This window comes from Leisingera sp. ANG49, assembly GCF_059694505.1.
In genome coordinates, this window is sequence record NZ_JCATZN010000002.1 from 500,434 (window position 1) to 513,795 (window position 13,362).

Here is a 13,362-nt window from a genome sequence, read left to right on the forward strand (position 1 = left end):
GTCACATGGAACACGGCGGCAAGACTGTTTTTGGCGCGGCGGTTGGCATCCTGATGCTGGAAACCCGCTTTCCCCGCATTTATGGCGACATGGGCAACGCGATGACCTGGGACTTCCCCGTTCACTACAAAGTGGTGCGCGGTGCCAATCCGGAAAACGTGGTGCGCGGCAATCCCAAGGAGTTGATCGACCTGTTTGTAGAGGCCGGCCGCGATCTGGTTGCCATGGGGGCGGATGGCATCACCACCAACTGCGGTTTCCTGGCGCTGATCCAGGACGAGGTGAAACAGGCGCTGGGCGTGCCGGTGGCGACGTCTTCGCTGATGCAGGTGCCGATGGTGCAGAATCTGCTGCCCGCGGGCAAGCGTTGCGGCATTCTGACCATCTCCAAGGCGACGCTGACGCCCGCCCACCTTGTTGCCGCAGGTGTTGCGCCGGATACGCCCATTGCCGGCACCGACGGCCTGCGCGCCTTTACCCGCGACATTCTGGGTGACGCACCTTCGATCGACTTCGAGGCTTGCCGCCTGGACATGATCGACGCCGCCCGCGCGATGGTGGCGGATATCCCGGACCTCGGCGCCATCGTGCTGGAGTGCACCAATATGGTCCCTTACGCCCGCGATGTGCGCAAAGCGACTGGGCTTCCGGTGTTCTCGATCCACTCCTTCATCAACTGGTTTCAGGCCGGACTGCTGCCCAAGGGATTTCCGCTGGAACTGGACGACCCCCGGCTTTGACGGCGGTAACCCCTTGGAGGAAATTTGTTAATGAAACCTGAAGGATAAGGTCAGTCATGTTGTCTAAATGTTTCGCGCGCGAAACATTCGGGCAGAACTACTGACCTTTTTCTTCAGCTCAAAACCAGCAGCCAGAACCACACAGTCAGGATGCTCGCCCCGGTGGCAATCAGCACCGAGGACGCCGCCACCCGCTTGGCCCGCCCGTACATATTGGCGAAGATATAGCCGTTGAACCCGGTCGCCATTGCCGCGTTCAAGACACCGGAGCGGAACAGGTCCTGCGGCAGCGCCAGTGCCGACCCCAGGGTCCAGACGATCGCGGGGTGGATCATCAGCGAGGTGATGCAGACGAACAGGATTGCCCGCATGTCGCCCTCGGGGCGGTACTTCACCAGTACGCCACCCAACGCAAACAGGGCGCCTGGCAGGGCCGCGCGGATCAGCAGGGACAGTGCTTCATCCACCACCAGAGGAATGGAAAAGCCGGAGAGGTTCACCGCGAATCCCAGCGCAATGCCCAGGATCAGAACATTCCGGAACATCGCGTTCAGAACCGAAACCACGGTCTTGATCCCGCCCGCGCCGCGGTTGCGCACGATCTCCATCGCGGTGATCCCGACACCATAGCAGAAGGGTGAATGGAACGCGATGATCGCATAATTTCCGGTCAGATTTTCAGGTCCGAAGGCGCGCTCGGTGATGGGAAGGCCCAGCAGGACAGAGTTTGAGAACAGGCAGCAGAAGCCGATTGCAATACAATCTTCCCAGTCCCGCTTGAACAGGATCCGGGCCCCGAAGACACCGATCAGGAAGCAGGTGAAAGCGCCGGTATAGAAACTTGCCAGCAAGCGGGGATCGAAACTGGCGGACAGGTCAAGTTCAGCCATCGCCTTGAACAGCAGGCAGGGAATGGCGAATCCCTGTGCGAATTTCATCACGCCTTCGATATGGTCCTGGCCCAGCACGCCGCGCGCCGTGGCGGCATAGCCCGCGCCGACAACCAGAAACACCGGCAGGATGACGTCAATCAGGCTTTGAAACAATTTACGTCCTCAAACCGCGCAAATGAAAAAGGGCGCTACTGTGCGCCCCTCAGATTTCCATCCGGATCACCATCCCGTCAAAGGCGGGGGTGATATGGTCCGGCGTCTCAGCCTCCACCGTGGCATAGTCCATGTCGATATGCATGTTGGTAAGAATACCGCGCCTGGGCGCCATCTTTGCAAACCACTCCAGCGCGTCGCTGTAGCTGAAATGGGTCGGATGCGGGGTGCGGCGCAGGGCATCCAGAATCCAGATATCCAGGTTTTCCAGCTCCGGCAGGGCGGCCTCCGGAATTTCTTTCACATCCGGCAGATAGACCAGCCCGCCGATGCGGAAACCCAAGGCGTCGATAGAGCCGTGGTTCACCTCGAACGGGCGGAAAGGGATCGCGCCGCCAGGGCCATCAATGGAAAACGGGCCGCCGATAGTCTTCAGGTCCAGAATGGGCGGATAGGGAGATCCCTCAGGCTGTGCAAAGGCATAGCCGAACCGGTTCAGGAGGGCATCCTGCGTCGGCCCGTCGGCAAAGACCTGGATGCGCTGGCGCATGTTGAAATAGACCATGCGCAGATCGTCGATCCCGTGCAGGTGATCGGCGTGGGAATGGGTGTAGACCACTGCGTCCAGCCGCTCAACTTCGGCGTCCAGCAGCTGGTTGCGCATGTCCGGCGGGGTGTCGATCAGCACCGAGGTTGTTCCATCCGGCCCGTCGCGCTCCACCAGCATGGAGCAGCGGCCGCGGCGGTTCTTCGGGTTTGCCGGGTCGCAGTCGCCCCAATGGCCGCCGATCCGCGGCACCCCGCCGGACGAGCCCGAGCCGAGAATGGTAAAGCGCATTTCAGCCATCAGGCGGCAGCCTCATACTGTGCGGCTTTCCAGAACAGCCGGTCGAAATTTGCCTGGGTCTGGGCCGCAAAACCGGCGTAGTCCATGCCGAACACCTCCGCGCCGACCTTGGCGGTAAAAGCAGTGTAAGCGGGCTCGTTGCGCTTGCCGCGGTAGGGCGGCGGCGCCAGGTAGGGGGCGTCGGTCTCGACCAGGATGCGCTCCACAGGCGCCGCGGCAAAGATATCGCGCAGTTCCTGGCTCTTGGGGAAGGCGGCGATGCCAGACATTGACAGGTAGAACCCCAGGTCCAGCGCTGCCTTGGCCAGCTCAGCGGAAGAGGAGAAACAGTGCATCACGCAGGAGTATGCGCCATTCTTCATCTCTTCGCCCAGGATGCGCGCCATGTCGCCGTCGGCAGCGCGGGCGTGAATGATCAGCGGCAGGCCGGTCTCGCGGGCGGCAGCGATGTGGATGCGCAGCGACTCCTGCTGCACGGCGGCACTGTCGGCGGTGTAGTGGTAGTCCAGCCCGGTCTCGCCGATGCCGACAAACTTCGGGTGTTTCGCTAGCGCCACCAGTTCGTCCACCGTGACCAGAGGCTCGTCCGCGGCGCTCATCGGGTGGGTGCCCGCGGCGTAGAATACCGGCGCATGGGCTTCTGCAATGGCGCGCACGGCAGGCTCGTTTTTCATCTTGGTGCAGATCGTCACCATCCGGGTCACGCCGGCCTCCGCCGCGCTGGCAATCACCTCATCCAGGCGGCCTTCGAAGTCCGGAAAGTCCAGGTGGCAATGGCTGTCCGTAATCTGGGGGGGCGTTTCGGTCATGAATCCTCTGGTGCCGCTTGCGCCGCGCCAAAACCCTAGCGCGACGCGGTTTCCTGCATCTTGAAAACCGTATCTAGGACAAGCGCCGCGGGGTCAAGGTTCACCGCCTGCCCGTGGCGGGCACGCGCTGTCACTTCTGCGGCAAGGTCGGCCCAGGCGCGCGCCTTGCGCGGATCGGGCGACAGGCGGCTGAGCATCGCCGCCTCCTGCGGTGCCGCCTCCGGCGCTGGCGGAGCGCCGGCTGCGCCGGTGCGCGCCAGCCGGGCCAGCGCCATTTCGGTCAGCGACAAGAGCAGCTCGAATTTCTCAGCCGCACCGCGCTGGGCGGCGGCTTCGGCCAGCGCCATCGCCCGCTGCCGGTCCAGCCGCGGCAGGGAATCGAGGATCTGCACCAGCTCGGCGTAGATCTTGAGCCCGCCCAGATTGATCAGCCGCAACGCCGCCCCGACGGACCCACCCGCGAGGGCGGCGAGATTGTCCATGTTCTGGGGCAGCTCGACACCCGATTGCGCCAGCGCCGCCTCCATGTCCGGGGCAGACAGCGGCCCCAGCCGCAGGGTACGGCAGCGCGACCGGATCGTTGGCAGCAGCCGCGACGGCTGGTGCGAAATCAGCAGGATCGTGGTGCGTGCCGGCGGTTCCTCCAGCATCTTCAGCAGCGCATTGGCGGCGCTCACATTCATGTCGTCGGCTGCGTCTACGATCACCACCCGCCGCCCGCCGTCGGTGGCCGACAGGCCAAAGAAACGGTTGAGCTTGCGGATGTCGTCAACCACGATCTGGCTGCGCAGCTTGCCCTTGTCGTCATAGGAGCGGGTGATCGGCGCCAGGCCGGGTTCTGCCAGCGCCTGAATGCGGTGCGAAACCGGGTGCTCCGGATCAATGTCCAGCGTCTGCGGAGGGGGCGGGGCGCCGAACAGGCCGTCCTCAGCCGGGGGCGTGGCCAGCAGGAAGCGGGCGATCCGCCAGGCCAGCGTTGCCTTGCCCACACCCTGCGGGCCCGTCAGCAGCCAGCCGTGGTGCAGCCGGTCGGAGTTGTAGGCGGTCAGGAAATCCTGCTCTGCCGCTTCCTGTCCAATGAGGCGCAGGGTCTCGCGCGGATGCGGCGCGCCCTCGGCCTGGTCGGCGCGGGGAAGCTCGTCGTCAGAACTCATGCGCCGGTTCCTTGCAGCGCTTTATCCGCCAGCTTGCGCACATCGGCAGCGACCTCTTCCACCGGGCGGGCGCCATCGACCACCCGGAAGCGGTCCGCAAACTCCTGCGCCAGCGCCAGGAAGCCCGCGCGCATCTTCTCCTGCAGCTCTACCCCGAAATCCTCGAACCGTTCTTCCTTGCCCTGCCGCCCCTTGGCACGCGCCAGCCCTTCCCCCGGGTCCATGTCGATGAGCAGGGTCAGATCCGGCTCGCGCCCGATCATCAGCTTGTGCATCTGGTCGACGGCTGCGCGCAGATCGCCGCGCGACAGCCCCTGGTACATCCGCGTGCTGTCGGCAAAACGGTCGCAAATCACCACCTTGCCTGCGGCAAGGGCGGGCTCGATGGTGCGTTCCAGGTGGTCGCGCCGCGCCGCCATGAACAGCAGCAGCTCGGTCTCTGCCGACCAGCGGTCGGGATCGCCCTCCAGCACCAGCCGGCGGATCTCCTCTGCACCGGGGGAGCCGCCCGGCTCCCGCGTCAGCACCACATCGCGGCCCTCTGCCTGAAGCGCCTCGGCCAGCAGGCGGCATTGGGTGGACTTGCCGGACCCGTCAATGCCTTCAAAGGTGATGAACAGGCCGCGCCTCGTGCCAGCTGTCACAGTGCCCCCTCGGGACCGGTCAGAAATTGCTTGATGAGCACCTGCGCGGCGGTTTTCACGCGCACCACAAAGCCGCCTGCGGGCACATCGCTTTCCGCCACCAGCGGCAGCCGCACCTCGGGCAGCTCTTCCGGCTGCAATACCAGCTCGGCCAGGCGCTGGCCCTTGGCCACCGGCGCCTCGATCGGGCCGCTGTAGACTACTTCGCCCTCGATGGTGCCGCCCGCCAGCGACGGCAGCAGGATTTCCAGATCCTGCGCAGCCACCAGCCCTACCGATCGCTCGGCCCCCCGCCAGATCTCGGCTTCGGCGATGGCGACGCCCTCCTTGGCAACGGTTTTCTTGGCAAATTGGCGAAACGACCAGTTAACGAGGGCTTCTGCCTCCTCTGCGCGCCCGCGCTCGGTATCGAGCCCGGAAACCACGAAGATCACCCGCCGGTCGCCCTGCTTGGCAGAGCCGACCAGGCCATAGCCTGCTTCCTCGGTGTGGCCGGTCTTCAGCCCGTCGGCACCGATGCCCAGCTTCAGCAGCGGGTTGCGGTTGCGGACATTGGACGGCGCGCGGCCGTCGAACTCGAATGTGGTCTCGGCAAACAGCGGGTAGTATTCCGGGAAATCCTCGATCAGCCGTTCGGCCAGGACCGCCAGGTCATGCACAGACATTCGGTGACCGGCGGCGGGCCAGCCGTTGGAGTTTGCAAATGTCGAGGCGGTCATGCCCAGCTCCTGGCCGCGCTTGGTCATGTAGCGGGCGAAGCCTGCCTCGGTCCCGTCCGGGCTCAGCGCCTCGGCGATCACCACGCAGGCGTCGTTGCCGGACAGCACGATGATGCCGCGCAAGAGATCCTCGACCCGGACCCGGTCCAGCGTGTCCAGGAACATGGTCGAGCCCTTGTAGCTCATCGCGTGCTCGCTGACCGGCAGTTCCTCGTCCAGCGTCAGCCGCCCGTCGCGCAGGGCCTCAAAGGCCACATACAGCGTCATCAGCTTGGACATCGAGGCCGGCGGCAGCGGCACATCGGCGTTCTTGGACAACAGCACGGTGTCGGTGCCCGAATCCAGCACATAGGCCGCGCGCGCCTTGGTATCAAAGGCGGCGGCGGACAGGGCCGACAGGCTGACCGCCAGCCCGGCGGCCAGGCCCATGCGCAGCGAGGTTTTCAGGACACGCGCCAGGCGCGCGGTTCGGGGGTCAGTTTGAGACTGCATAGGCATCCGCGAATCCGGTTTCCTTCACGCTTTGCAGCAGCTGGCTGCGTTCGGATTTGTTCTGTGCCGGGCCGACCAGCACCCGCCAGAAGGTCTTGCCGCTGGCGGACTGCTCGCGCACTTCCGGCACCATGCCGGCGCTGCGCATCATGTTGGCGGTGCGTTCCGCATTGGCCTTTACGCTGAAGATGCCGATCTGGATGAAGGGCTTGCCCAGCGAGGATTTCTGCGGCTTGGGCGCCGATGCCGCGGCTGGTTCCGCTTTGGCCGGTGTGGCAGCGGCGGCAGGCGCAGCCGGCGCCGAGGCCTCAATCGCCGCGGCGGCACCGGCAATCGGATCCAGCGGGGTTTCAGAGATTTCGCTGCCGGTCAGCGCAGCCTCGGTCACTGCCGCACCTTCCGGCAGGGCAGCATCTTCGTTTGCAGCGTCTTCCGGCAGCGGATCGGGGTCAACTTCCTCGCGCCGCAGGGCGGTCACGTTCAGCTCCGCCGGGGCGCCTGCCAGCAGTCCGAGCGCAGCGGCCGCGTCAGAGGACACTTGCAGCCGCGGGCCCGGGATTTCGCGCTCGCGCCGGAACAGGGCGCCGATTACGAACTGGCCGTTGGCATTGTTGCGGATGATCACCCGTTCCGGGTCCTTGGTATCCGGATGCGCCACCCAGACGCCGCCGATCGAGGGGCGGCCGTCCCACAAGCCCGCTTCGGTCACCTGGAACACGTCCGGCGCTTCCACGTCGCGTTCCACCAGCTTGGTGCTGCTGGAGGCGCGGACTTCGCCTTCTGTCTTGGGTTTGGGTTCCAGGAACCCCAGCTTTGGCCCGTCTTCGCAGGCTGCGAGGACCAAGAGGCCCAAGGCCGCCGCGGCAATCCGCGGGGCGTGTTTTGCTCTCGACACGGTGTCTGTCATGCTCTCATCCTTGCCTGTGCCCGCGGCGCTTCTGCGCCCCTGCCGGAATGCCCGGTCTTCTTGATTTGGCGGCATGATAGCCTGCGCGTCCGGCCATGAAAACCCTGCCGGGCCGCGGCACAAGGGAAAGCCGCGGCGGCGGCATGAATCCGCGCGCGCCGGCGCGGTTCGGAAATTTCCCTTGCGCGCTGTCCGCTGGCCAAGGATTTCCCCTTGCCTCGCCCGGCGTTGCACCCTAAACCGCAGACGGACCGGGGAGGTGGCAGAGTGGTCGAATGCGGCGGTCTTGAAAACCGTTGAACGTGAGAGCGTTCCCAGGGTTCGAATCCCTGTCTCCCCGCCATTCACGAACCATAGATGGAACTGGTGAAGCGATAGCATCGCCATTCAGGAGTTTTTACTCCAGCAAAGAGCTGCGTCCAACTGTGGCCAGCTGATCTTCACCCGCCTTGGTTTCGACTGTGATCACGCGAAGGAAGGCCCGTTTTGCGGCATTCGCCGGCTGCTCTAATCCGGCACTCACACCGCAAAAGAACTTCTCCACTTTTTGGTGACTGACCCGTGCTCCAGTAGTAAATCCGGCGGCCGCCTGGTCACGTCCCCGTGGTGCACGCCGATGATCCTCCTTCGCCTTCAAGAAACGTTTCCTGAAGCCTTCTTCGCTCAGATCGACCAGCCCTTGCGCGACAGTCACAGGCGCTTCGGAGGCTGCACTCCTCAAAGCACGGCTTGATGGGGGCCTCATCCAGATTGCGGAAATAGCCGCCGCAAGGTTTGTTTCAGCACCGCTGCTGCCCCCTCGTTTGGAGGGCCGTGCCGGTTCATTGTTCCGAGAAGGCTGCGTTTCGTATCGCTCGCAAAGGTTTGAGAAAGTACTCGAGCACCGTCTTGCTGCCGAGGCGGATGTCTGCGGAGACCGACAATCCGGGACGCAGTTTCAGTTCTTGCTGTCTGGTGCCCAGTTCCGGCCCGATGCGCAGCCGCACCAGATACACAGCTTCGCTGCTCTCCAGAGTGTCCGAACTGGGCGAAACAGATACAACTTTACCTGCAAGGGTCCCGAACTGAGCGGCGTCGAAAGTCAGCAGAGTCAATGCGCCTTCAAAACCGGGTTCGATTTCGCCGATCCGGCTGGCAGGTATCTGGACTTCAGCAAACAATTCCGCCCCCTCAGGCACAATTTCAGCCACAAGTCCGCCCGGGTTGACGACCTGTCCTTCGGTGTCGACTTCGACAGTCTGGACCACGCCGTCAAACGGGCCGACCACTACACCGCTGCCGGCGCGCAGCTGGTGGCGGGCGATTTCCTCGGTGAGTTCGGCCAGCTTGGCTTCTGTTTCGACCACGGCGCGGGCTGCTGAACTGGTGCGGTTGGCAAGATATTCGTCCTTCTCGCGCCGGGCCTTTTGCAAGCTTATCTCCGCAGTCACCTTTTCGGCGGTCACAACAGCAATCCGTTCCCGGACTTCAATCAGGTTCAGTTCAGCCTGGTCTCTGTCCCGGCGGCTGATGAAGCCGCCGTCCCGGAAGGAGCGGTCAAACGAGGCGAGGCGCTCTGCCAGAATCACCCGCCGCTGTTCCAGCTCCACCAGACGCGCGGAAGCTTCGGCCTTGCGGGCACTTGCAAGTTCCAGATCCGCCGAGATCAGGTCGAGCTTGGACCGGACCGCAGCAGCCTCGGCCAGGAAAGAAACCTGCTGGCTTTGGCTCAGGACAGTCTTCCAGCCACTGGAGGGGGTGAACTCCGTGCCGTTCAAGACCGCGGACTGCAGGTCCAGTTCCAGTCTAAGGGCCGCTTCCCGCACCCTGAGCTGCTCCAGCTGCAGCAGGTCGCGCGAACGGTCAAAGGTCACCAGCGGATCTCCGGCCTTCACCTCCGAGCCTTGCCGGACATGGACCGCCGTCACGCGGCCTCCGTGCTCGCTCTGCAAGGTGCGCACGCCATCCAGGGGCATAAGGCGGCCCTCTCCTGTCACCGTCTCATAGACCGGTGTCAGCGCAGCCCATGCTATAAGACCTGCAGCGGCGATTGCGATCAGCCAGATCAGCCGGGTATAGCCCTTGGTGTCGGCCGGTTCGGAGAGGTCAGCTTCCAGCAACAGCGCGCGCCTCTGAACCCCATTGCCGGCCGGTGTTCCGGTGGCGGCCGGAGCCGCTGGATTGCTGTGAACTGTCATGCGGCTTTTTCCTTCTTGCGCTTGGCCGGCCTGGGCATGCCGTCAAGCAGGGGCAGTTCGAGATCCGCGAGGCGGATGTGACTTGGGCGGTGTGTCACCATCAGCGTGGTGACACGGCCTTTGCGGTGCAGGATTGCTTTGATCATTGCTGCTTCAAGGGTCCGGTCCAGTGACTGGGCCGGGTCGTCAAGCAGCAGGACCTGCGGGTTGCGCAGCAGCGCCTGCGCGACCGCGAGGGACTGGCGGAAGCCGCTGGGCAGCGTGGCCTGGACCTGGTCCGTCAGTACCGTGTGAATGCCCTCCGGCAGTTGCCCGACAGCGTCGCTCAAGCAGAGTTCATCGAGTATTTCGAACATCTGCTGTTCTGTGGCAAAGGGACATGCAAGACGCAGGTTCTGAGCCACAGAACCGTGCACAAGCACCGGCCGTGCAGGCACATAACTTATGAACTGCCGCAACTGTGACACCGGGATTTGGCTGACGTTGACCCCGTTTATTGTCAGCACGCCGGTCTGAGGCTGCAGCATGCCCGCGACCAGCCGCAGAAACGTCGATTTCCCTGCCGCTGAAGGTCCGGTGACGGCAACCAGCGCCCCTTCCGGGATCCGCGCGCTGAGCCCGCGCAGGGCAGGGGCGCTCTTGTTGTTGTAGCGAAAACCGACGGCGTTCAGAACAACGTCCCCTTTGGCGGAATAGCTGTGGTGCAGGCGCTTGGGATCGTGTTCCTGGCGCAAGGTTGCAAGCCGGTCGAGCTGCGATGCCACGCCAGCAATCTCAGTCCATTTTGTTGCCAGCAGCAAAGCGGATTGCACAGGGGCAATGGCGCGCCATGTCAGCATCACCGCTCCCAGCAATGCGCCAGAGGACAGGGTGCCTTGCATGACCAGAAAGGCGCCGAACAGAGCAGTTAGACCTCCGGACACCGGTGTCGCCGATTTGCACACTGCGTCAATTGCGCTTTGCGCCATCTCCGCACGCCGCCCCGCGATCGCCTTGCGGCGAGAGACGGTCTCCAGACGCTCTCTCCATGCCCGCTGCTCACCTGCGCAGCGGATTGCGACGGCATTCCGGAACAAGTCGGCGGTAATCCGGTTTTCCTCCTCTGCCGCAGTCCTGGCAGCGCTTTCCGCACGGCGAAGACGCGGCACCAAGAAGGCCGCAAACAATCCGAAGCACAGCATCAGAACAACGGGAACGAAGCCAAGCGGACCCGCAATCGCAAAGATTGCCGCAATCGTGAGCAAGGCAAACGGCAGGTCGGCCGCAGCATCAGCCACATTGCCGACAAGCAAGGTGGCCATGCGGCTGAACTGCTGGATCCGAACAACCTGTGTGCTGACGGGGCTTGCAATTATGTGCTGCAGGGGCAGGGAGATTATCTTGCGCAGCACTGTGGTCGAGACGAGAAACTCCATCCGCGCCGCAATGCGGGCCAGGCTTCGGGCTTTGAGCCTTCGGATCCCCATTTCGAGCAGCAGGAGCATGGCCAGGCCAACTCCAAGCCAGGCGAGCGTGTCATGGGCTCTTGCCGGGATTACCGCGTCATAGACGGCAATCACCCCAAAGGCGGTGGCCAGCGCCGCGAGGTTGCTGGCGGTTTTAGCGGCAAGGGCCTGCATCCAGTTCTGATGAAAGCGAGTGATGAGCTGTCTTACAAAACCGCTTTGCTCAGTTTGCGATGGTTTGTTGAAACTGAGCGTTAGAGTCCGGGAGTTCACTCCTTCACTGCAGCGTTCACCCGTTACCGGGTCGAGAAGGCAGGAACCGCCATCCGGGCATGCCTGAACAACGAGAATGTGGCCAGTGCCGGTGACCAGTGCTGTACCTGGTGCGAGATCTTCAATCCGGCGTCTGCCGAGGCAGCTTTCCGTGCTGGAGATACCGAGCCGCGACAGGATCGACCTCAGGTCCGCGGCCGTAAGCCGGTTTGGCAAATGCGGAAGCGCGCGCACGAAGCTGTCGCGTGAGCCTGTCCAGCCGAACGTGCCAAGTATCCGGAAGGTTGCAGCAAGCACCGGGTCCTTGGATGTCACGCCCCAGCACTGGCTTGTGTCAATGCTGTCGGCAATCGCATCCAGCCCGAAGGAACTGAGCGTGGAGCCGTCTTCAACGGCGGCGGGGATATGGGCGTTCATGCTGCACCTGATGCGCCAAGGGCAGCCGCAGTGGCATGGAGCGGAGCGGGTGGCAATTTGTGGGGGTCTTTCAGTCTGCCGTCCTCAAGATGGAATTGACGGTCTGCAATGGCGGCAAACGACGGCCGCTGGGTCACAAGGACCGTCATCGCGTGCTGCCGGCGCCGTTTCAGCGCTTCCAGCAGCAGCCGGTCGGAGCGCAGATCCAGCAGGGCATTGGCCTCGTCAAACAGAATGACCTGCGGGGATTTCACCAAGGCCGCCACCATCGCCAACTGCGACCGCACGGCCGCGGGGATGCCGGCGCCGGCTGTGTTCAAGGGTTTGAACACGAAATCGTCAGGCTGGCGGGCGAAATAATCAGCCAGTCCCAGTTCCCGGGCGGTTTCAAGCGCTTCGGGCAGAAGTTCCGGCCCGCGCATCCCGGTCAGGGCATCCATCACGCTGCCCGAGGAATGCACCGGCGCGGATTGCATGAATGCAAAGCGGCTTGCGATATGGTCCGGGTCGTAGAGTGAAATTTCACAGCCGTTGACCAGCACCTTGCCGGAACTCGGGCGGTGCTGTCCCAGCATTGTTTTCAGGAGGGTCGACTTGCCGGTCCCGCTGGCGCCGCTGATTGAAATCGTCTCTCCCCGCTGCAGCGTCAGGTTCAGCCCCTCGCACACCAGGTTTCCAGCGGCCGAATGCACCTCCAGGTCCACGAGTTCGAGGGTCTCGACCGGGGCCGCCGGACACAGCGTCCCGACAGCGGTCGGCGCCGCCAGGGCGCTGTCCAGGTTGTCGAGTGCCGGACGGATAGCCAGGTTTCCGGCAAACGCCGACTGCAGTTTCACGAAGGGGGCGATGACGCGGCCGGACAGCAGGATGGTTGCAGCCAGTTCCCCGGGGGTCAGCGTCCTGTTGATCACAAAGGGCGCACCGAACATGGCAATGAGCATTGGTGCCGCTTGCGAGATTGCTTCTGCAGTGGCACGGCTGGAGGTTTGGTGAAATACCAGTGCTTGGGTTCCCTCCGCCCCCCGGGCCACCAGCCTTTCGTGCCGGCGCATCATGAACTCCTCCGCGCCCAGCCCTTTGAGATGCTCGATGCCGGAAAGCACCTCGAACACAAAACTGCCGGAACGCGCGGAGATGTCACGGCGGTTCTCGTTCAGGTCCTGCATTGCCTTGCGGCCATGCGTTCGCAGAAACAGAACCGCGGCCAGGATGCCCAGAATCGCAACGGCCAGCCAGGGCTCGATCACCCAGAAAACGGCCAGAAACACGGCTGCAAAAGGCAGGTCGACCAGCGACAGCCTCTGGCTGCCGGCATTCAGCTGCTGTACTTTGCCGATGGTTTCCAGCGCCTCCTGCCCGGCCTGTACGGTTCCCGGTTGCCTGGCTTCTGCGGGCTGGTAGAGCACGTTTTCGTATAGCCGGAGCTTGGTCTTAAGCTCATACCGCATCCCGAACGCCGAATGGAGACCGGCAAGTGCGATCCGGACCGCTGCTTCCGCCAGGACTGCGCCAATAAGGATCACGGCCAGCACAACCAGCGTTTCGATCGCGTTGTTGGGGATCACCCGGTCAAAAACCTGAATGGTGATCAGCGGCAGGACCAGCCCAAGCGTGTTTGCCAGCGCCGCCCCCAGTTCCGCTGACGCAGTGGTCTGCACCTGGTGTTGTCGAAACAACTTTCTAATCTTTCCG

The 13,362-nt window shown here is 63.7% G+C and carries 12 protein-coding genes and 1 tRNA gene; 2 read left to right on the forward strand and 11 right to left on the reverse strand.

Going from position 1 to position 13,362, the window contains the following annotated elements:
* The first annotated feature begins 5 nt into the window (after positions 1–5).
* Positions 6–740 (forward strand): aspartate/glutamate racemase family protein, encoded by a 735-nt coding sequence (locus AC58NV_RS08795; protein WP_497226790.1) that lies wholly within the window; start codon positions 6–8, stop codon positions 738–740.
* 113 nt (positions 741–853) lie between these two features.
* On the opposite strand, the gene AC58NV_RS08800 is transcribed toward AC58NV_RS08795, so the two are convergent.
* Genes AC58NV_RS08800 through AC58NV_RS08830 form a run of 7 tightly spaced genes read right to left on the reverse strand, consistent with a single transcriptional unit; the run spans position 854 to position 7,358 of the window.
* Entirely contained in the window at positions 854–1,786 is a 933-nt protein-coding gene (locus tag AC58NV_RS08800; protein ID WP_497226791.1) for an AEC family transporter, read from the reverse strand.
* A 49-nt stretch (positions 1,787–1,835) separates the two neighbouring features.
* Positions 1,836–2,633 (reverse strand): MBL fold metallo-hydrolase, encoded by a 798-nt coding sequence (locus tag AC58NV_RS08805; protein ID WP_497226792.1) that lies wholly within the window; start codon positions 2,631–2,633, stop codon positions 1,836–1,838.
* Positions 2,633–3,442: a TatD family hydrolase gene (locus AC58NV_RS08810; RefSeq protein WP_497226793.1), complete on the reverse strand. Its 810-nt coding sequence runs from the start codon at positions 3,440–3,442 to the stop codon at positions 2,633–2,635. Before AC58NV_RS08810 ends, AC58NV_RS08805 begins: the two co-directional genes overlap by 1 nt.
* 35 nt (positions 3,443–3,477) lie before the next feature.
* Positions 3,478–4,596 (reverse strand): DNA polymerase III subunit delta', encoded by a 1,119-nt coding sequence (locus AC58NV_RS08815; RefSeq protein ID WP_497226794.1) that lies wholly within the window; start codon positions 4,594–4,596, stop codon positions 3,478–3,480.
* Complete coding sequence (tmk, locus tag AC58NV_RS08820) at positions 4,593–5,240, reverse strand: dTMP kinase (RefSeq protein ID WP_497226795.1); 648 nt, start codon at positions 5,238–5,240, stop codon at positions 4,593–4,595. Before tmk ends, AC58NV_RS08815 begins: the two co-directional genes overlap by 4 nt.
* Positions 5,237–6,388, reverse strand: coding sequence for a D-alanyl-D-alanine carboxypeptidase family protein (locus AC58NV_RS08825; RefSeq protein WP_497227042.1), 1,152 nt, complete (start codon positions 6,386–6,388; stop codon positions 5,237–5,239). Before AC58NV_RS08825 ends, tmk begins: the two co-directional genes overlap by 4 nt.
* A 46-nt stretch (positions 6,389–6,434) precedes the next feature.
* A complete protein-coding gene (locus AC58NV_RS08830) occupies positions 6,435–7,358 on the reverse strand; it encodes an SPOR domain-containing protein (RefSeq protein ID WP_497226796.1) in 924 nt (307 codons plus the stop codon).
* 253 nt (positions 7,359–7,611) lie between these two features.
* On the opposite strand from AC58NV_RS08830, the gene AC58NV_RS08835 reads away from it, so the two are divergent.
* Positions 7,612–7,701, forward strand: a tRNA-Ser gene (locus AC58NV_RS08835).
* 54 nt (positions 7,702–7,755) lie between these two features.
* On the opposite strand, the gene AC58NV_RS08840 is transcribed toward AC58NV_RS08835, so the two are convergent.
* The 4 genes from AC58NV_RS08840 to AC58NV_RS08855 form a co-directional block, all read right to left on the reverse strand.
* Positions 7,756–8,052: a hypothetical protein gene (locus AC58NV_RS08840; protein ID WP_497226797.1), complete on the reverse strand. Its 297-nt coding sequence runs from the start codon at positions 8,050–8,052 to the stop codon at positions 7,756–7,758.
* Positions 8,053–8,179: 127 nt separating this feature from the next.
* Positions 8,180–9,535: an HlyD family type I secretion periplasmic adaptor subunit gene (locus tag AC58NV_RS08845; RefSeq protein ID WP_497226798.1), complete on the reverse strand. Its 1,356-nt coding sequence runs from the start codon at positions 9,533–9,535 to the stop codon at positions 8,180–8,182.
* Positions 9,532–11,670, reverse strand: coding sequence for a peptidase domain-containing ABC transporter (locus tag AC58NV_RS08850; protein WP_497226799.1), 2,139 nt, complete (start codon positions 11,668–11,670; stop codon positions 9,532–9,534). Before AC58NV_RS08850 ends, AC58NV_RS08845 begins: the two co-directional genes overlap by 4 nt.
* A complete protein-coding gene (locus AC58NV_RS08855; RefSeq protein WP_497226800.1) occupies positions 11,667–13,346 on the reverse strand; it encodes an ABC transporter transmembrane domain-containing protein in 1,680 nt (559 codons plus the stop codon). The genes AC58NV_RS08850 and AC58NV_RS08855 overlap by 4 nt, the downstream gene beginning before the upstream one ends.
* Between the last annotated feature and the right edge of the window lie 16 nt (positions 13,347–13,362).